We start from the raw sequence: 18,692 nt of genomic DNA on the forward strand, positions 1-18,692 counted from the left end.
TGCGGGGCTTTTTTTTACCCTCTCGCCTGCGCAGTCTTACGCAACCGAAAGCCAAACACATTAATGTACAATCCTGCCATGATCAGCAGCGCACCGAGCAGTTGTAATCCGGTAAGCGTTTCATCCAGCAGCACGGCCGCGCTCGCCAGTCCAACAACCGGCACCAACAGCGACAACGGCGCGACACGCCAGGTTTCATAACGCCCGAGTAAAGATCCCCAGATGCCATAACCCACAATGGTCGCCACAAACGCCAGATAAACCAGTGACAGAATGGTGGTCATATCTATCGCCACCAGACTTTGGATGATTTGCGTTGGGCCATCGAGAAGTATTGAGGCGAGGAAGAATGGGACAACAGGAATCAACGCACTCCATACCACCAACGACATCACCGCCGGGCGTGACGTATGCTGCATGATTTTTTTATTAAAGATATTACCGCTGGCCCAGCTTAGCGCCGCCGCCAGCGTCAGCATAAAACCGAGCATGCCGACATGCTGTCCGTTCAGACTGGCCTCAATCAGCACCAGCACGCCAAATATGGCCAGCGCAATTCCTACCCGTTGTTTACCTTGCAAACGTTCACCAAAGGCGAATGCCCCCAGAATGATGGTGAAAAACGCCTGAGCCTGTAATACCAAAGAAGCTAACCCGGCAGGCATACCGAATTTGATGGCGCTAAAGAGAAACGCGAACTGCCCAAAACTGATGGTCAGCCCATAGCCGAGCAGCAGTGAAAGCGGAATTTTCGGCCGGGCAACAAAGAAAATCGCCGGAAATGCCACCAGTAAAAAACGCAACCCAGCCAGCATTAAGGGTGGCATATTGTGTAGCCCCACTTTGATGACGACAAAGTTCAGCCCCCAAACCACAACGACCAGTAACGCTAATAACCCGTCTTTACGCGACATACCACCGCCCCTGCGAATATTAAATTTTTGTAAACAAATTAAAGTAACGGAAATCGTTGTGCCGTAACAGATCATTAATTCAGGTAGGCCACACAGGGCATTTTCGGACAACTTATTGAGTGTACATCACACTTTTAGCATGCTATTTGTTTCTGATATCTAAAAAAAACATAACAACATGCATTGTCGGGCAGGAAAATGAATATCTCTCTGAGAAGGTCCACTCTCGCGTTACTCGCGTCATCATTGTTATTAACGATTGGGCGTGGCGCCACGCTGCCCTTTATGACGATCTACCTCAGCCGACAGTACAATCTGAGCGTCGACCTGATCGGTTATGCGATGACGGTCGCACTGACCATTGGCGTCGTGTTCAGCCTTGGCTTTGGTATTCTGGCCGACAAGTTTGATAAAAAACGCTATATGCTGCTGGCTATCTGCGGCTTTGCCTCTGGCTTTATTGCTATTCCACTGGTGCATAACGTAGTGGTAGTGGTTTTGCTCTTTGCCCTGATCAACTGCGCCTACTCCGTCTTCGCCACGGTGCTGAAAGCCTGGTTTGCCGATAATCTCTCGGCGACCAACAAGACTAAAATTTTCTCGCTTAACTATACCGTGCTGAACATCGGCTGGACCGTAGGCCCACCGCTGGGCACGCTACTGGTGATGCAAAGCATTAACCTGCCGTTCTGGCTCGCTGCTGCATGTTCAGCACTCCCTCTGGTGTTTATCCAGACCTGGGTAAAACGTTCACCAGCAGCATCAGAAGGTTTGAACGCCGCAGTTTGGTCCCCCTCGGTACTGCTACGCGACAGAGCATTATTCTGGTTTACGCTGTCAGCATTTTTGGCGTCATTCGTTGGTGGTGCCTTCGCATCCTGTATTTCGCAATACGTTATGGTGGTTGCAGACGGTGATTTTGCCGAGAAAGTGGTGGCAGTCGTCCTGCCTGTTAACGCCGCCATTGTGGTATCACTGCAATATGCCCTCGGGCGCAGGCTCACCGCCACCAATATCCGCCCGCTAATGACTGTGGGCACTCTGTTCTTTGTGGTCGGTCTGGTTGGCTTTACCTTCTCCGGCAACAACCTGGTGTTATGGGGCATTTCTGCGGCCTTTTTCACTATCGGCGAAGTCATTTACGCACCGGGTGAATACATGCTCATCGACAACATCGCGCCTGCAGGAATGAAAGCCAGCTATTTTTCCGCCCAGTCGTTAGGCTGGTTGGGCGCAGCGGTAAACCCATTAGTCAGCGGCGTCATTTTAACCACATTGCCGCCGTGGTCGCTGTTTGTGGCGCTGATGGTGGCGATCGTTCTTGCCTGGGCGCTAATGATAAAAGGCATGCGCGCCAAACCCTGGGGCCAGACGGCGGTCTGCTAATGATGATCGCGACAGAGCCAAAGCTGCTCTGTCGCGAATCTCAAATGGCGACCAGCCCTCGAACGCCGTCGGACTCCATATTTTTACCGTCACCGCTTTGAATAATGCTGCCTCGCGACATGAGTAAGTATTTGTCGGCCAGTTGCTGCGCAAAATCATAGAACTGCTCCACCAGCAAAATGGCCATGTCACCCCGGTGCGCCAGTTGAGAAATCACCTGCCCAATTTCTTTAATCACTGACGGCTGGATCCCCTCCGTGGGCTCATCGAGGATCAACAACTGCGGGCGACTGGCCAGCGCTCGTCCAATCGCCAGTTGCTGCTGTTGCCCGCCGGACAAATCTCCGCCCCGCCGATGTTTCATCTCCTGTAGCACTGGAAAAAGCGCATAGATATCATCCGGCACACGTCTGGCCTCCTGTGCTGAAAAACGGGAAAGGCCGAGCAGCAGGTTCTCTTCTACCGTCAGACGCGGGAAAATATCGCGACCCTGTGGTACATACGCCACACCGGCCCTGACCCGCTGATGCGGCTTCCAGAGAGTGACATTTTTCTCCTGCCAGAGCACACTCCCGCTGCGGGCAGGAATAAGCCCCATCAGGCACTTCAGAAGCGTCGTTTTCCCCACGCCGTTACGCCCCAGCAGACATGTCACCTCGCCGATATGCGCCTCAAAGTTCACACCTCGCAGAATATGGCTGCCACCATAATATTGATTCAGTTCTTTCACCTGCAGCATCTGTGCTCCTTAACGCCCGAGATAAACTTCAATAACCTGCTCGTTGGCCTGCACTTCGCGCAGACTTCCCTGAGCCAGAACGCGTCCCTGGTGTAAGACCGTGACGCGATCGGCAATGGTTTCTACAAATCCCATATCGTGCTCAACAACCATCAGCGAGTGCTTCCCGGCAAGCTTACGAAACAGTTCCGCAGTGTATTCCGTCTCCGCATCCGTCATGCCCGCCGCGGGTTCATCCAGCAGCAGTAAATGCGGCTCCTGTACCAACAGCATGCCAATTTCGAGAAACTGTTTTTGCCCGTGAGAAAGCAGCCCGGCGCGGCGGGCCCGCTCGTTGCCCAGCCGCAACAGCGCCAGTATTTCATCTATACGATCCCGTTGTTCGCCGGTGAGGCGCGCCCGTAAAGAACCCCAGACAGATTTATCGCTTTTCAGCGCCAGCTCCAGATTCTCCTCTACCGTTAACGCTTCAAATACCGTGGGTTTCTGAAACTTCCGCCCAATTCCCTGACGTGCAATGGCGATGGGATCCAGCGTTGTTAAATCGGTCGACTGATCGTATATCGCCCGACCACTTTGCGGCCTGGTTTTGCCAGTAATAACATCCATTAGCGTCGTTTTTCCGGCACCGTTGGGACCAATGATGCAACGCAGCTCCCCAACGCCAATATTGAGCGTGAGATCCGTTAACGCCTGGAAGCCATCGAAGTTAACGTTAATTTTTTCCAACTGGAGCACCGGGTCCGTTTGGTTGCGAAACCGATCGCCTGGCATCTGGCGAGTAAAAAGCCCTTCATCTGGCTGCATTATTTGTCTCCCTTGCGAAACAGACCCATCACACCACGAGGTAAAAACAACGTAACGCCAATAAAGATCAGGCCAAGAAACAGTTGCCAGTATTCCGGCATAATGACGGTAAACAGGCTTTTAGCGCCGTTCACCAGTACGGCACCAAATACCGGGCCAATCAGGGTTCCACGCCCGCCGAGGGCAACCCAAATCGCCGCTTCTATCGAGTTGGTCGGCGACATTTCGCTGGGGTTAATGATTCCCACCTGCGGAACATACAACGCCCCCGCCAGGCCGCACAGCACGGCGGAAAGCGTCCACACCAGCAGCTTGAAACCTTTCGGATCGTAACCACAGAACATCAGACGGTTCTCGGCGTCGCGCACGGCAGTGAGAATTCGACCAAACTTACTGCGGGCCAGCGCCAGTCCCAGCCATATTGCCAGCACCAGCAGCATGACCGTCGCCAGAAACAGTGCGATACGGGTTGAGGTCGCGGTCACCGGAAATCCCAGAATGGTGGTAAAACCGGTAAAACCGTTATTTCCCCCAAAACCGGTTTCGTTGCGGAAAAACAGTAACATTCCGGCGAAAGTCAGGGCCTGAGTCATGATGGAGAAATAGACCCCTTTGATTTTTGAACGGAAGGCAAACCAGCCAAATACCAGCGCCAGCAGGCCCGGCACCAGCACAACCAACAACATCGCCCAGATAAAATGTTGCGTTCCCCACCAAAACCAGGGCAGCTCGGTCCACGACAGAAACGACATAAAGGCCGGTAATCCTTCGCCGGAAGCCTGGCGCATCAGATACATTCCCATCGCATATCCCCCCAGCGCAAAGAAAATACCGTGGCCCAGCGAGAGCATTCCCGCATAGCCCCACACCAGATCCAGTGCCACCGCCACAATGGCATAGCAGAGAATTTTCCCGGCCAGAGTCAATGTCCACACCGATATGGCCAGCGGATGATCCGCAGGTAACAGCGCCAGAAACGGCAGAATAATCAGCGCCAGCAGTAAACCCAGCCCCAGGATGCGTGTCGCGCGCGGCGCTTTACGCGCCAGCGTTAATGTCATTGGCATCGTCATCAGTCAATAACCCTCCCTTTCAACGCGAACAGCCCCTGAGGACGTTTCTGAATAAACAAAATAATCAGCACCAGAATCATAATCTTACCGAGAACCGCTCCCACCTGAGGCTCAAGAATTTTGTTGAAAATCCCAAGCCCAAACGCAGCGGCTACACTCCCCGCGAGTTGTCCCACGCCGCCCAGCACCACCACCAGAAACGAATCGATAATGTAGCTTTGCCCTAGCTCCGGTCCTACGTTGCCTAACTGCGAGAGCGCTACGCCCCCCAGTCCGGCAATCCCTGAACCAAGACCAAAGGCCAACATATCCACACGTCCGGTAGGTACGCCGCAGCAAGCCGCCATATTGCGATTTTGCGTCACCGCACGTACGCGCAGTCCGAGACGGGTTTTATTCAACAACAGCCAGGTGAAGAACAGCACCAGAATGGCAAAGCCAAGCACCACAATTCGGTTCCACGGCAAAATCAGATTGGCATAAACCTGAATGCCCCCGGAAAGCCATTCCGGATTAGCAACTTCAAGGTTTTGCGCGCCGAAGGACATACGCACCAACTGGATAAGCATCAGACTGATCCCCCACGTTGCCAGCAGGGTTTCGAGCGGACGCCCGTATAAATGGCGGATCACTCCGCGCTCGAGTAGCATTCCAACCCCAGCGGTAAGCAAAAAGGCGACCGGAAGCGCAATAACCGGATACCAGGCCAACCATTGCGGGAAAAACTGGCCCATCAGCTGTTGCACCATCCAGGTACCGTAAGCGCCGAGCATTAACATCTCACCATGCGCCATATTAATGACGCCAAGTAAGCCGTAGGTTATCGCCAGACCCAATGCCGCCAGCAGCAAAATGGAGCCCAGCGACAATCCCATAAATGCCTGTCCAAGAAGATCGCCAACCTTCATGCGATGCGCGATGGCATTCAGGCTTTCGTCAGCGGCAGCACGAACGCGGGCATCAGGTTCATGTTCAGCATGGGTGAATGGCTGCAGGCGCGCCTGGGTTTCAGGATCGTTCGACGCCCCTAGCAGTTCGATTGCCTGACGTCTGATCTCAGGCGAGGTGCTGGTCAGTTGCAGGTTTGCCAGTGCAATAGCCAGTAAGGATTTCACGTCAGCATCGGGCTCCTGGGCCAGTCGTTGCTGCAGAAACGGCAGCATCCCCGGCTGGGCCTCACGCTGTAATGTACGCGCTGCCCCGCTCCTTTGCGTGACACCGTCACTTAATAGCTGGTGGACGGCCAAGGTTCCGGCAACCAGATTACGCAGGCGGTTAGTCAGGCGGATTTTTTTTAGCTCGCCGTTCGGACCTGCCGCCATTCCTAGCGGTTGTACGTGCGAGCCGTTCATGATGAACGCGTTTTTCGCGTTATCTGTCAGCAGGTTCTCGTCACTCAGCGCTTTGAGCACCGGCAAGCGTTGAACGTCGGGTTTTACCGACCATTGTTCTAGCAAGGCGGCCTGCTGAGTCCGGTTGGCGGCGGTAAAGGTATCGGCATCTGCGGCCTGCGCTATCCACGGCAAAAGCCACGTCAGCAACAACACACCACGAATAAAGCGCATGGCTTTCATGAGCATTCTCCAAAGCGTAGCCCTCCCGCAGGAGGGCGTAAGATCAGTTGCTGGCGGTTTTAACGGGCTGTTCAGATTTTTTATCATTACCGGCGATATATGGACTCCACGGCTGGGCGCGAACCGGCGCTTCGGTTTGCCACACCACGTTAAACTGGCCGTTGCCTTCAATCTCGCCAATCATGACGGGTTTATGCAGGTGATGGTTGGTCGCATCCATGGTCAGGGTAAATCCTGATGGTGCCGCGAATGATTGTCCTGCCATAGCCGCCCGGACTTTATCCACATCGGTAGTTCCGGCTTTTTCTACTGCCTGCGCCCACATATGCAGGCCAACATAAGTGGCTTCCATAGGGTCGTTGGTCACCACCGAATCAGCATTCGGTAGCTTATGCGCTTTGGCATACGCCCGGTAATCCGCGACGAACTTCTTGTTGGCCGCATTATCTACGGACTCAAAGTAGTTCCACGCAGCCAGGTTGCCCACCAGCGGTTTAGTATCGATACCGCGCAACTCCTCCTCACCCACAGAGAATGCCACCACAGGTACATCCGTGGCTTTCAGGCCCTGGTTCGCTAACTCTTTATAGAATGGAACGTTAGAATCCCCGTTGATGGTCGATACCACCGCCGTTTTTCCCCCTGCGGCGAATTTTTTAATACTGGCAACAATGGTCTGGTAATCACTGTGTCCGAATGGGGTATACACCTCTTCGATGTCTTTATCGGCCACGCCTTTCGAATGCAAAAAGGCGCGTAAAATTTTGTTAGTCGTACGCGGATAGACATAGTCCGTACCCAGCAGGTAGAAGCGCTTAGCGCTGCCGCCGTCCTCACTCATCAGATACTCAACCGCCGGGATCGCCTGCTGGTTAGGCGCAGCGCCGGTATAGAAGACGTTAGGCGACATCTCCTCTCCTTCATATTGCACCGGGTAAAACAGCAGACCGTTCAATTCTTCAAATACCGGTAAAACCGATTTACGCGAAACCGATGTCCAGCAGCCGAAAACCGCCGCTACCTTGTCCTGGCTCAGTAACTGACGTGCTTTTTCAGCAAATAACGGCCAGTTCGAAGCCGGGTCAACCACCACCGGTTCCAGCTTTTTGCCCAATACACCGCCCTGCGCATTGATTTCATTAATAGTCATCAACGCCACATCTTTCAGCGGCGTTTCGGAAATAGCCATGGTGCCGGATAACGAATGCATGATGCCAACCTTAATAGTGTCGGCCGCCTGAACACTAAAACTCATTCCCATTGCGACAACAGAGGCGGAAAGCGCAAAAGCTTTTAAAAATGTACGACGCTGCATAGTTTCACTCCTGAAATTAGTCTTGTTGAAAGCTCCGGTGCAGCCGGGCAGACAAAACGGTGCAAATTAAGGGTATTCAGAAGTGATAAGGCAAAAACGATGCCAGATATTAAAACATCATATAAAATCAATGAATTAGAATTTTAGACACAAAAATCAGTATTAATTTTTGCCGCTAGAAGGATTAATCGCGTGAAAGATTGAACCACAATGAGACAACTCTGCATTATAAACGTGCAACAATGTGTGTCTGTCACACACGGTCATAACGGCGCGCCCCGGTATAAAAACATGGTTATTTGTTCGCAGATAACCGAGCCTTGTCACTATTATTTATTTTTCCCGACGTAATCACGTCAAAATTTTACTTTTCCGCCGAAATAATCACACAGTTCAGCCTTTGTTTAAGATTGAATTGCTACTATAGTCATAAGCGAGGTGAACTTAAGGTAAGAGAGGAAACTCACAAATAAAGGAGCATTTACTATGCTGGGTAATATGAATATTTTTATGGCTGTTCTGGGAATTATTTTATTTTCCGGTTTCCTGGCCGCGTATTTTAGCCACAGATGGGATGATTGATGAACGGAGATAGTCCTGAACCGACCCGGCCCCTTGCTGCGTAGCTGCACAAGGGGCCATTTTTTTACCTGAATTCCCCCTCCCGGCACCTTTTCCCTGATGTACAGATAAAAAAAACCGCCGGATAAACCAGCGGTAAATGCTTGCATGGATAGATTTGTGTTTTGCTTTTATACGCTACCTGGCAATTCCCTGCGAAGATAACGGATAGTTGGCTAATCTATCATCGACAACCCCAATGAACGTTAAACGAAACGTAACTACCTTCTATAAGACATGTTGGCCGCTCATAAGATTCTTGCAAACCGTACAGTAATCCATGTCATCGCAATGGTTATAAAATGAGCTATTTATTGCTTCATAGTGTATGGTAAGCACCCCATCACAAGGACAATCAATATGTCGATACTCAAAGATATTAAGATGCGTACTTTACGACCAGTGAAAAGTACCTGTCCTCACTGCTGCCGCCAGTCAATGCACAGCCTGTCGAGAATAAAAAACAACATAACGTTAGTCTGCCCCAACTGCGGCAATACCTACCTTCCTTCCCAAAGCAAACCAGTCAAGTAACGTAAGAACAGGAAAACAATGCCGACCTTTCACCAGCAGCACTCCCTACCCGAGCGTCTCTATGAGATGCAAGGCATCAATACCCAACAACGATTCATTTTGCTGAAGAAAAAATCCAGCTAACAACCGGGCACCACGCCCGGTTCAATTTTCTGGCTGACCTGTCTTAAGCGCTCAAGCCACGATGTTCCAGCATGGGTTCCATGCGCGGTTCACGCCCGCTCCACTGGCGATAAAGTTCAGTTAAATCAGTGCTGTTTCCGCGGGACAAAATTGCTTCGCGGAATTTCTGTCCGTTTTCACGGGTTAATCCGCCCTGCTCTACGAACCACTGATAGCCGTCATCGGCCAGCATTTGCGTCCACAGATAGGCATAATAACCTGCGGCATAACCGCCACCGAAGATATGGGCAAAATAACTGCTGCGATAACGCGGCGGCACAGCCTTGAGATCCAAACCTTCCGCCGCCAGCGCCTGCTGTTCAAATTGATCGACCGGATGAGATGACTCGCTCAACTCCAGAGAGTGCCAGCGCATATCCAGCAATGCAGCGCTGAGCAGTTCGGTCATGTCGTAACCTTTGTTAAACAGACTGGCCCGCTGCATTTTATCCCGCAATGCCTGCGGCATTTGCTCCCCGGTATCAACATGTCGGGCAAAACGGGCAAAGACCTGAGGATGGCTCGCCCAGTGTTCGTTGATCTGTGAAGGAAACTCGACAAAATCACGCGGAGTGTTGGTTCCAGAAAGCGTGGCATAACGCTGAGTGGCGAACAGACCGTGCAATGTATGTCCAAATTCATGAAATAGCGTAATAACATCATCCCACAGCAGCAATGCAGGCTGATCCTGCGCAGGTTTTTGATAATTACAGACGTTGTAAATAACCGGTCTGGTTTCGTTAAGCAGCGATTGCTCGACAAAATTGCCCATCCAGGCTCCGCCGCTTTTTGATTCCCGGGCAAAGAAATCACCGTAAAATAGCGCCAACCCTACGCCATCATGATCGAATATTTCCCATACCCGAACATCCGGGTGATAAACCGGAATGTCGAATCGCTCAACGAATTTGATGCCAAAGAGTTGATTGGCCGTCCAGAAAACGCCCTCGTTCAGCACCGAATCCAGGGCAAAGTAAGGTTTGAGCTGTGCCTCATCAAGGTCATATTTCTCACGACGGACCTGCTCGGCATAAAACGACCAGTCCCAGGCCTCGGCGCTAAACGACTCGTGTTCTTGAAAGATAACGTTCTGGATTTCAGCCTGCTCATCCAACGCCCTCGCCCGCGCGGCTGGAACAATAGATCGCATAAATGTCAGTGCCGCTTCCGGCGTTTTTGCCATCTGGTCGGCAATTTTCCAGGCTGCGTAATTGGCAAAACCAAGCAGTTGCGCCTGCTGCATCCGGATTGCTACCAGTCGCTGAATAATAGCTCGCGTGTCGTTGCCATCATCATTTTCAGCCCGCGTCCATGCGCGGGTGAACAGTTTTTCGCGGGTCTGACGATCGCGTAAAACCGCAAGCGCCGGTTGCTGTGTTGTGTTTAATAGCGGGATAACCCAACGCGCTTCAAGCCCTTTCGCCCTTGCAGCTTCGGCAGCAACGGCAATTTCTTCTGTGCTCAGCCCCTCCAGATGCCGGATATCATCCACCACCATAGCACCTGACGTGTTTGCTGCCAGCAACCGTTGATTGAACTGGCTGGTCAGCGTGGCTGACTCCGTATTGAGCGCTTTAAGTTTGGCTTTATCGGTCTCGTTCAGACGGGCGCCGGCCAGTACAAAACGCTGATACACAACCTCCAGCAGACGTATTGATTCGCTATCCAGACTTAACGTACCACGCCGTTGCCAGACAGCTTCGACACGGGCGAAAAGCGCGCCATTGAGATAAATATCATTGGCAAGGTTCGCCAGCTCTGCGGAAAACTCTTCGTCAAGGCGCTGTAGTTCATCGTTGGTGTGCGCCGCCGTCATCGCGAAGAAAACGCTGGTCACGCGCGTGAGCAGCACCCCGCTTTGTTCAAGCGCCAACAACGTATTAGCAAAATCAGGAACCTGTGAGTTTTGCACAATAGCGTCGATCTCGGCGCGTTTTTGCCGCACGCCTTCATCAAACGCTGGACGATAATGTTGCACGTCGATCTGATCAAACTGCGGCGCCTGATACGGCAATGTGCTGTGGTGTAAAAATGGATTCGTTAACGACATCTTTCACTCCTGAAAACGATTTGTTTACCAGAGTAGACTTCCCGGGAATCGACCGCAATCGCGTTAAGCAGGAATAGCTCTGAACGGAAATGACGTGCTATGGTAGTACTACATAAAAAGCGTTGAGGAACAGTGAGATGATCGTTTTAGTAACCGGAGCAACCGCAGGTTTTGGTGAGTGCATTACGCGTCGTTTTATTGAGAATGGGCATAAAGTTATTGCCACCGGACGCCGCCAGGAGCGCCTGCAGGAACTCAAAGATGAGCTGGGTGACCGCCTCTATACCGCGCAACTGGACGTACGTAATCGTGCATCAATTGAAGAGATGCTGAACGCCTTACCCGCTGAATGGCGCGATATTGATGTTCTGGTCAACAATGCGGGTCTGGCGCTGGGCCTTGAGCCAGCCCACAAGGCCAGCGTTGAAGACTGGGAAAATATGATCGACACCAACAACAAAGGCCTGGTTTATATGACCCGTGCCGTTCTGCCAGGCATGGTTGAGCGCAACCGCGGTCATATTATCAATATCGGTTCTACCGCGGGCAGTTGGCCATACGCTGGTGGGAACGTCTACGGTGCGACCAAAGCGTTTGTTCGCCAGTTTAGCCTGAATTTACGTACTGACTTACACGGCACTGCGATTCGCGTTACCGACATTGAACCGGGTCTGGTTGGCGGTACGGAATTCTCTAACGTACGTTTCAAAGGCGATGATGCTAAAGCTGAAAAAGCCTACGAAAATACCACTGCGCTGACCCCGCAAGATGTTACAGAAGCGGTATGGTGGGTGGCGTCTTTACCCGCTCATGTCAACATTAACACCCTTGAAATGATGCCTGTCACACAGTCTTTTGCCGGACTGAGTATTCATCGGAGCTAATTTCTCTGCCCGGCCTTGCGCCGGGTATAGATAGCCTGAAATAAGTGATAAAATCTCCGGGTTAACTCTCTAAAAAGTAAGAATGAATGACCGTAGAAACGCAGCTCAACCCTACACAACCGGTAAATCAACAGATTTACCGTATTCTTCGTCGTGATATCGTGCACTGTCTGATTGCACCCGGTACGCCGCTGTCGGAGAAAGAGGTTTCCGTACGCTTTAATGTGTCACGCCAGCCGGTACGAGAAGCATTCATCAAACTGGCAGAGAACGGTCTGATTCAGATCCGCCCGCAGCGTGGCAGCTACGTAAATAAAATTTCGCTGTCGCAGGTGCAAAACGGCTGTTTTGTTCGCCAGGCAATTGAATGTGCCGTGGTCCGCCGCGCCGCATCACTGATCACTGATAAACAGTGCTATCAGCTCGAACAAAATCTGCATCAGCAACGCATCGCGATTGATCGAAAACAAATCAATGATTTCTTCCAGCTAGATGACGAATTTCATCAGAAACTGGCTTTAATCGCCGAGTGCCAACTCGCCTGGGACACCGTTGAGAATATTAAGGCCACGATTGACCGCGTTCGTTATATGAGCCTGGATCATATCTCTCCGCCTGAAATGCTGCTGCGTCAGCATCACGATATTTTTACCGCACTTGAGAAACATGATGGCGATGCCGTAGAGCGCGCAATGATGCTGCATCTCCAGGAAATTGGTGAGTCCGTTCAGCTAATCCGTCAGGAAAATAGTGACTGGTTCAGCGAAGATTAATATTACGCTCACCTCACACCGAGGTGAGTTTCTCCTCTCCCGCACATCTGCATAAAAAAAGCTGTGATTTTGATCGAAAACAAAAAAAATCATTAACGAGAAGCGTATTTATATTGCGCCCGTTACGTGGGACTAGAGCCCACGGGCTTTGACGGTAAGTTGGAAAGGAGAAAACACCATGAAAACATACGATCGTAACCGTAACGCAATCACCACTGGCAGCCGCGTCATGATTAGCGACACCGGACTTACAGGCCGCATTACAGCGATAGATACCGATGGCCTGACCGCTGAGCAAATTCGCCGCGGGAAAACAGTGGAAATCGAAGGGTGTGAAGGTAAATATGCCCCCCTCGAACTGATTCGTTTGGGCATGAACTAATTGGTGTGAATGCCAGAAAACAATGCGCCATCTGGCCCGTTTATAGCCAGATGGCGACTTAAATGATGTTCTCGTTACTTCAGTTTTGCTGCATACTTCGCAACGGTTGCTTTCGCCCCTTCAGCCAGTAAAGCAAGATAGGCTTGTGTGACCTGATTCTTGAACAATTCTACCTGCGGCAGTTCACGACCAAAAATAGCATCGATCGCCAGCAGCGCCTGGACACGATCTTCGCCCTCGTTACTGCTATGCACCGCTTTCTGGATCACCGGTAACAGCGGATCGCTGATTTCAATCGCCTGGCCCTGATCATCGACACCGCCGACGTAACGCATCCAGCCAGCCACGCCCAGCGCCAGCAGTTCAAAATGGCTACCGTGCACAATGTGCCAGCGAACGGAGTCCAGCATACGCTGCGGCAGTTTTTGACTGCCGTCCATCGCGATCTGCCAGGTGCGATGACGCAGTGCCGGGTTGCTGTAGCGCTCAATTAACAGATCGGCATAGTGCGGAAGATCCACTCCTTTCACTTTTAACGTGGGCGCTTGTTCCTGCAACATTAGCGCGCGCGCGGCGAGGCGATAATTTTCATCGCCCATGCAATCGTTAATGTGCTGATATCCCGCCAGATATCCCAGATAAGCAAGGAAAGAGTGGCTGCCGTTGAGCATACGCAGTTTCATCTCTTCAAACGGAATGACATCAGCAACCAGCTCCGCTCCCGCCTTCTCCCATTCAGGGCGGCCAGCGACAAAGTTATCTTCAATAACCCACTGACGGAACGGTTCACATGCCACGCCTGCCGGATCGCGTACGCCGGTAATGTGTTCAATTTTGTCCAGCGTATCCTGGGTAACTGCAGGGACAATGCGGTCAACCATTGTCGACGGGAATGTGACATGTTGTTCGATCCACGCAGCCAGTTCCGCATCCACCGCCCGGGCATACGCGGTGACAACATTGCGCATCACATGACCGTTTTCCGGCATGTTGTCGCAGGACATCACGGTAAAAGCGGCTAAACCCGCAGCTTTGCGACGTGCAAGCGCCTCAACCACAACGCCTGGCGCAGTTTTTGGCTGTTTTGGGTTTTGTAGATCGGCGGCAATCATCGGGTTGTCTAACATCAATTGACCGGTCGCCGGAGAATGGCAATACCCTTTCTCGGTAATGGTCAGGGAAACAATCGCAACCTGCGGTTCACTCATCGCAGCCAGTACGCTTTCCAGACCATCAACCTGCGCATGCAGCGCATTTTTCACCACGCCCACGACTCTTGCAGTCCAAGCATCCGCAGACATTTCTGCAACGGTATACAGGTTATCTTGCTGTTTCAGATCGGCAATTTGCTGCTCGCCGCCAATCAGGTTCACTTCGCAATAGCCCCAGTCACTGCCGTGATCCGCAGCGAGAATGTCAGCGTAAACCCCCTGATGTGCGCGGTGAAATGCGCCAAACCCCAGATGAACAATACGCGGGACCAGTTTTGTACGATCGTAGTCGGGAAGTGCAGCCTTTGCCGTTAAGAGCTTGTTTTGCATGGTATGACCTACTTATCAATGAAATCAGGATTGATTCAGAGTAACGCCTGTATGGTTGTATGTTTTGATTTGCATTAAGCTTTTTATGATTGGTATGACATCACTTAAAGCTGTGTACCAGCATAAACGGAGAACGAGCGCCTCCGTTCATGCTGCTGCTGTGGATTAGCTTGCCTGGGTCGCTGAACAACGCACCTTATCGGCTTTACTCACCTCGGCAGCATCCTCAAGCGCACTCAGATCGCGGTCTTTCACTTCTGGCATCAGCAGCGCGGAAACCAAACCGATCAGTGAGTAGGCGATGACCATCACCAGAATTGGCCACCAGGAGTTAGTCATGTTGCAGAAGATGCCAGCCAGAACCGGACCAAAACCAACGGCAACCAGCCCACCCGCCTCTTTTGAAATCGCCATGCGTGTGAATCGGTTACGGGCGCCGAACATTTCCGCCATGGTAATATTTTCGAGAGCAAATAATCCCAATACGGCAAAGTTATGAATAACAATCAGTGCCGTCATAATAACGCCCGGACTATACGTTTTATCCACGACGATTGAGAGCATTGGGTAAGCCAGAATAATTGCCGAAATATTCAGAATAATATAAGGCAACCGGCGACCAAATTTATCAGACAACCAGCCGAGAAGCGGTATCGTAATAAATCCTAGTACCGAACTAATCATTAAAGCATCGGTGGGTATTGATTTATCAAATAACAACGTCTGCACTAAATACCCAGCAAGGAAGGTTTGGATTAACCCAGAGTTACCCGCCTGTCCAAACCGTAAACCGGTTGCCAGCCAGAAGGATTTACTGGTAAACATCGCCCCTAGTGTATTTTCCGACGAATTATTTAATGCTGGAGAATTTTCCTCATCATTAACTTTCTCAAATACCGGACTTTCTTTGAGGTTCATACGTAACCAGATGGCAAAAATCATTACCACGACACTTGCCAGGAACGGAATTCGCCAGCCCCAGGCTAACAGTTCTTCCCGGTCAAGAGCAAAGAACATCACCGCCCAGATAGCAGTTGCACTAAGGGTTCCACAGTTTGTCCCCATGGCGACAAGCGAGGAAATGATGCCGCGTTTGCCTTTTGGCGCATACTCAGCAAGCATAGTCCCTGCGCCCGAGATTTCAGCCCCCGCGCCAAGCCCTTGTACGATACGCAGCGTCACCAGCAATACGGGAGCAAAGATACCGATTTGCGCATACGTTGGCAGTACGCCGATTAATGTTGTGCAGATCCCCATCATGGTGATGGTAATAAACAGCACCTTTTTACGCCCAATGCTATCTCCCATTTTGCCAAATATAAATGCTCCGACGATACGAGCAATATATCCTGCACCATAGGTACCCATTGCTAAAATGAGCGCCATCGCTGCAGACTGTTCCGGGAAAAATATCTCATGGAATACCAGCGCGGCACCCAGAGAATATAATTGGAAATCCATAAACTCGAGCGCAGTACCTAACCATCCGGATACGGCGGCTCTGACCAGATCCTTCGTTGATCTTTCGTGTTTTTCTTGATTCATATTGGCTATCTCTAAGAGGTAAGATGCGTACCACTTACTCGCAGTTATTTATATTATTCAGTGAATGTGAGTAAAACTTTGCAGCAGTGCTGCTGATCTTTCTCAAACAATTCAATTGCGTCGGTAACGTGGTGATAGTCAAAAGTATGGGTAATAAGTTGGTTAGGATCGATAAGTCCGTTGACTAACCAATCAATAACAACCGGGAATTTGTTCGCATTTAATCTTGAGGAATAAATTGAAAGTTCTTTCCCGGTAATGCCTTGTTGAACAATCTGACAAGGATCGCTGGAGAAGCCCATCAGAACAATCCGCGCGGCTGGCGATGCCAGCGTGATAGCCTCCTGTAAAATAGATGGATGACAAGCTGCATCCACAATGATGGTCGGTTTTAGCCCTTTTTCCGTCAGGAAATCTTGCAACGATTGCTGACTATTATTGACTGCCCAGTCTGCACCGCACTGCTTCGCCATGCTAAGGCGTTCATCGATTCTGTCAGCAATCACCACGGTTTTTACTTTATAGACACGTTTAAGCGCCTGTACGGTGGTCAGCCCCATAGGACCCGCGCCATAAATCAGCGCAATATCGTTTTCTGTTGGATTTATTTGCCCGGTTACGTTTGCGGCGATGGTAAAAGGCTCAACCATAACGGCATGCTCATCAGGCACGGCGTCGGGGATCGTCCAGGCATTTTTCTCTGGCACGACAGCGTACTCGCTAAAACCGCCATCGCGATGCACGCCCAGCACCACCAGCGATGTGCAAACGTTAGGTTTACCAATTGAACAGGGATAACAATGTCCGCAACTGATAACCGGATCAACGGATACTCGCTCGCCCATTCGCGAACGGTCAACACCTTCACCTACCGCATCAATCACGCCAAAAAACTCGCGACCAATCACACGTGGGTATTTTGCAAATGGATTGTGTCCGCGATAAATATGGCTGTCAGAACCACAAATTCCCGCCAGTTTCACCCTAACCCTGACTTCGCCTGCAGAGGGTTCTGGTACCGGTAGCTCGGCAATATTCAGCGTATTCGGTTTTTCAATCACAATACTTTTCATAGCAAATCACTCCTTACCAGTTCCACAACGTGCCATCTTCCAGACGAGCAACAGGCAGATATGCAGGGTCATACGGATATTTCGCCGCCAGCTTTTCATCAAACTCGATCCCAAGACCTGGTTTGTCTCCAGGATGCATATAGCCGTTATCAAAGGTCCAGTTGTGCGGGAACACTTCCAACATTTGCTCGGAATACCCCATATATTCCTGTACGCCGAAGTTCGGCACCCACAGATCAAAGTGCAACGCGGCGGCCATGCATACTGGAGACAGATCGGAAGGTCCATGCGAACCGGTACGTACCTGATACAGCGACGCGAAATCGGCAATTCGACGCATGCCAGTGATACCGCCCGCATGGGTGATGGTGGTGCGGATATAGTCGATCAATTGCTCTTCGATAAGCTGTTTGCAGTCCCAGATGCTGTTGAAAACTTCCCCTACCGCAATCGGCGTGACCGTATGCTGGCGGATCAGGCGGAAGCATTCCTGGTTTTCAGCCGGGGTTGGGTCTTCCATCCAGAACAGACGGTATTGCTCGATGCTTTTGCCGAAACGGGCCGCTTCAATTGGCGTCAGACGGTGGTGCATATCGTGCAGAAGATGTTCGTTGAAACCAAACTTGTCGCGCACGGCTTCAAACAGTGTTGGTGTAAAATCGAGGTACTTCTCCGTTGACCATAACTGCTCTTCTGGCCACTGCCCTTTGGTGGCGGGTTCGTAGGCCAGTCCTTTGCCTTTAGACATACCGTAAGTGGTTTTCATACCCGGCACGCCGCACTGCACGCGAATTGCTTTAAAGCCCATCTCTTTATGGCGCGCATAATCTTCGAGTACGTCATCAACGGTATGGCCTGTGGTGTGACAGTAAACCATAACGCCTTCACGAGATGCACCGCCGAGCAGCTGGTACAACGGCATATTCGCCGCTTTCGCTTTGATGTCCCACAATGCCATATCCACCGCGGAAATCGCCGACATGGTGACCGGACCACGACGCCAGTACGCGCCTTTGTAGAAAAACTGCCAGATATCCTCAATTCGGTGCGCATCGCGACCAATCAGCTGCGGACAAACATGATCTTTCAGATACGACGCTACGGATAACTCGCGTCCGTTTAACGTGGCATCTCCCAGCCCAGTGATCCCATCGTCTGTCGTAATTTTCAACGTGACAAAATTACGCCCCGGACAGGTGACAAACACTTCAGCCCCAACAATCTTCATCTCTTATTCCTTGCATTTGTTCTTGTGATGCAGGAAATTTACCCAACTGAGCTACTACCATACAAGTATGAAGATCAAAAAAACGCTGATT

At 51.1% G+C, this 18,692-nt stretch carries 16 protein-coding genes; 5 read left to right on the top strand and 11 right to left on the bottom strand.

The features are described from left to right. Nucleotides 1-14: 14 nt before the first annotated feature. The gene (eamA, locus tag HVZ39_RS13265; RefSeq protein ID WP_131350748.1) at nt 15-914 is read right to left on the bottom strand and encodes an O-acetylserine/cysteine exporter; all 900 of its coding nucleotides are present in this window, start codon (nt 912-914) and stop codon (nt 15-17) included. 198 nt (nt 915-1,112) lie between these two features. Here eamA and ydeE point away from each other — a divergent pair, with 198 nt between their 5' ends. Continuing rightward, nucleotides 1,113-2,300, top strand: a complete 1,188-nt coding sequence (gene ydeE, locus HVZ39_RS13270) for an efflux MFS transporter YdeE (protein WP_047359042.1) — start codon at nt 1,113-1,115, stop codon at nt 2,298-2,300. Between the two features lie 40 nt (nt 2,301-2,340). Here the strand turns inward: ydeE and urtE are convergent, their stop codons facing one another. Genes urtE through urtA form a run of 5 tightly spaced genes read right to left on the bottom strand, consistent with a single transcriptional unit; the run spans nt 2,341 to nt 7,808 of the window. Further along, nucleotides 2,341-3,039 (bottom strand): urea ABC transporter ATP-binding subunit UrtE, encoded by a 699-nt coding sequence (gene urtE, locus HVZ39_RS13275; protein WP_181632521.1) that lies wholly within the window; start codon nt 3,037-3,039, stop codon nt 2,341-2,343. Nucleotides 3,040-3,048: 9 nt separating this feature from the next. Then, nucleotides 3,049-3,846: an urea ABC transporter ATP-binding protein UrtD gene (gene urtD, locus HVZ39_RS13280; RefSeq protein ID WP_016153067.1), complete on the bottom strand. Its 798-nt coding sequence runs from the start codon at nt 3,844-3,846 to the stop codon at nt 3,049-3,051. Then, nucleotides 3,846-4,919, bottom strand: coding sequence for an urea ABC transporter permease subunit UrtC (gene urtC / locus HVZ39_RS13285; RefSeq protein WP_046276388.1), 1,074 nt, complete (start codon nt 4,917-4,919; stop codon nt 3,846-3,848). The genes urtD and urtC overlap by 1 nt, the downstream gene beginning before the upstream one ends. Then, nucleotides 4,919-6,493 (bottom strand): urea ABC transporter permease subunit UrtB, encoded by a 1,575-nt coding sequence (urtB, locus tag HVZ39_RS13290; RefSeq protein ID WP_181632522.1) that lies wholly within the window; start codon nt 6,491-6,493, stop codon nt 4,919-4,921. Before urtB ends, urtC begins: the two co-directional genes overlap by 1 nt. Nucleotides 6,494-6,536: 43 nt before the next feature. Further along, a complete protein-coding gene (gene urtA / locus HVZ39_RS13295) occupies nt 6,537-7,808 on the bottom strand; it encodes an urea ABC transporter substrate-binding protein (protein WP_016156478.1) in 1,272 nt (423 codons plus the stop codon). A 486-nt stretch (nt 7,809-8,294) separates the two neighbouring features. On the opposite strand from urtA, the gene mgtS reads away from it, so the two are divergent. Continuing rightward, nucleotides 8,295-8,390: a protein MgtS gene (gene mgtS, locus HVZ39_RS13300; RefSeq protein ID WP_003032406.1), complete on the top strand. Its 96-nt coding sequence runs from the start codon at nt 8,295-8,297 to the stop codon at nt 8,388-8,390. Between the two features lie 739 nt (nt 8,391-9,129). Here mgtS and dcp read toward each other — a convergent pair. Then, nucleotides 9,130-11,175 (bottom strand): peptidyl-dipeptidase Dcp, encoded by a 2,046-nt coding sequence (gene dcp, locus HVZ39_RS13305; protein WP_181632523.1) that lies wholly within the window; start codon nt 11,173-11,175, stop codon nt 9,130-9,132. Between the two features lie 137 nt (nt 11,176-11,312). Here dcp and ydfG point away from each other — a divergent pair, with 137 nt between their 5' ends. The 3 genes from ydfG to ydfZ all read left to right on the top strand — a co-directional run bounded on the left by ydfG (nt 11,313) and on the right by ydfZ (nt 13,214). Next, on the top strand, nt 11,313-12,059 hold the full coding sequence (gene ydfG, locus HVZ39_RS13310) for a bifunctional NADP-dependent 3-hydroxy acid dehydrogenase/3-hydroxypropionate dehydrogenase YdfG (RefSeq protein ID WP_016153061.1): 747 nt from the start codon (nt 11,313-11,315) through the stop codon (nt 12,057-12,059). 86 nt (nt 12,060-12,145) lie between these two features. Continuing rightward, complete coding sequence (locus HVZ39_RS13315) at nt 12,146-12,832, top strand: GntR family transcriptional regulator (protein ID WP_016153060.1); 687 nt, start codon at nt 12,146-12,148, stop codon at nt 12,830-12,832. Nucleotides 12,833-13,010: 178 nt separating this feature from the next. Then, on the top strand, nt 13,011-13,214 hold the full coding sequence (gene ydfZ, locus HVZ39_RS13320) for a putative selenium delivery protein YdfZ (protein ID WP_003032393.1): 204 nt from the start codon (nt 13,011-13,013) through the stop codon (nt 13,212-13,214). A 74-nt stretch (nt 13,215-13,288) separates the two neighbouring features. Here ydfZ and HVZ39_RS13325 read toward each other — a convergent pair whose 3' ends face one another. From HVZ39_RS13325 to rspA, 4 genes are all read right to left on the bottom strand, one after another. After that, nucleotides 13,289-14,755 (bottom strand): mannitol dehydrogenase family protein, encoded by a 1,467-nt coding sequence (locus tag HVZ39_RS13325; RefSeq protein ID WP_016156476.1) that lies wholly within the window; start codon nt 14,753-14,755, stop codon nt 13,289-13,291. A 165-nt stretch (nt 14,756-14,920) separates the two neighbouring features. Beyond that, nucleotides 14,921-16,300 (bottom strand): MFS transporter, encoded by a 1,380-nt coding sequence (locus HVZ39_RS13330; protein ID WP_181632524.1) that lies wholly within the window; start codon nt 16,298-16,300, stop codon nt 14,921-14,923. A gap of 53 nt (nt 16,301-16,353) precedes the next feature. Further along, entirely contained in the window at nt 16,354-17,373 is a 1,020-nt protein-coding gene (locus HVZ39_RS13335; RefSeq protein ID WP_181632525.1) for a Zn-dependent oxidoreductase, read from the bottom strand. A gap of 13 nt (nt 17,374-17,386) precedes the next feature. Further along, on the bottom strand, nt 17,387-18,601 hold the full coding sequence (rspA, locus tag HVZ39_RS13340) for a starvation-sensing protein RspA (RefSeq protein ID WP_016153056.1): 1,215 nt from the start codon (nt 18,599-18,601) through the stop codon (nt 17,387-17,389). Nucleotides 18,602-18,692 lie beyond the last annotated feature (91 nt).

This window comes from Citrobacter sp. RHB35-C21, from assembly GCF_013816515.1.
Taxonomy (GTDB): domain Bacteria; phylum Pseudomonadota; class Gammaproteobacteria; order Enterobacterales; family Enterobacteriaceae; genus Citrobacter; species Citrobacter braakii.

What these genes read in the sequence shown, in the direction of transcription:
- eamA (WP_131350748.1), bottom strand. Translation starts at nt 914, where the DNA reads ATGTCGCGTAAAGACGGGTTATTAGCGTTACTGGTCGTTGTGGTTTGG.
- ydeE (WP_047359042.1), top strand. Translation starts at nt 1,113, where the DNA reads ATGAATATCTCTCTGAGAAGGTCCACTCTCGCGTTACTCGCGTCATCA.
- urtE (WP_181632521.1), bottom strand. Translation starts at nt 3,039, where the DNA reads ATGCTGCAGGTGAAAGAACTGAATCAATATTATGGTGGCAGCCATATT.
- urtD (WP_016153067.1), bottom strand. Translation starts at nt 3,846, where the DNA reads ATGCAGCCAGATGAAGGGCTTTTTACTCGCCAGATGCCAGGCGATCGG.
- urtC (WP_046276388.1), bottom strand. Translation starts at nt 4,919, where the DNA reads ATGACGATGCCAATGACATTAACGCTGGCGCGTAAAGCGCCGCGCGCG.
- urtB (WP_181632522.1), bottom strand. Translation starts at nt 6,493, where the DNA reads ATGAAAGCCATGCGCTTTATTCGTGGTGTGTTGTTGCTGACGTGGCTT.
- urtA (WP_016156478.1), bottom strand. Translation starts at nt 7,808, where the DNA reads ATGCAGCGTCGTACATTTTTAAAAGCTTTTGCGCTTTCCGCCTCTGTT.
- mgtS (WP_003032406.1), top strand. Translation starts at nt 8,295, where the DNA reads ATGCTGGGTAATATGAATATTTTTATGGCTGTTCTGGGAATTATTTTA.
- dcp (WP_181632523.1), bottom strand. Translation starts at nt 11,175, where the DNA reads ATGTCGTTAACGAATCCATTTTTACACCACAGCACATTGCCGTATCAG.
- ydfG (WP_016153061.1), top strand. Translation starts at nt 11,313, where the DNA reads ATGATCGTTTTAGTAACCGGAGCAACCGCAGGTTTTGGTGAGTGCATT.
- HVZ39_RS13315 (WP_016153060.1), top strand. Translation starts at nt 12,146, where the DNA reads ATGACCGTAGAAACGCAGCTCAACCCTACACAACCGGTAAATCAACAG.
- ydfZ (WP_003032393.1), top strand. Translation starts at nt 13,011, where the DNA reads ATGAAAACATACGATCGTAACCGTAACGCAATCACCACTGGCAGCCGC.
- HVZ39_RS13325 (WP_016156476.1), bottom strand. Translation starts at nt 14,755, where the DNA reads ATGCAAAACAAGCTCTTAACGGCAAAGGCTGCACTTCCCGACTACGAT.
- HVZ39_RS13330 (WP_181632524.1), bottom strand. Translation starts at nt 16,300, where the DNA reads ATGAATCAAGAAAAACACGAAAGATCAACGAAGGATCTGGTCAGAGCC.
- HVZ39_RS13335 (WP_181632525.1), bottom strand. Translation starts at nt 17,373, where the DNA reads ATGAAAAGTATTGTGATTGAAAAACCGAATACGCTGAATATTGCCGAG.
- rspA (WP_016153056.1), bottom strand. Translation starts at nt 18,601, where the DNA reads ATGAAGATTGTTGGGGCTGAAGTGTTTGTCACCTGTCCGGGGCGTAAT.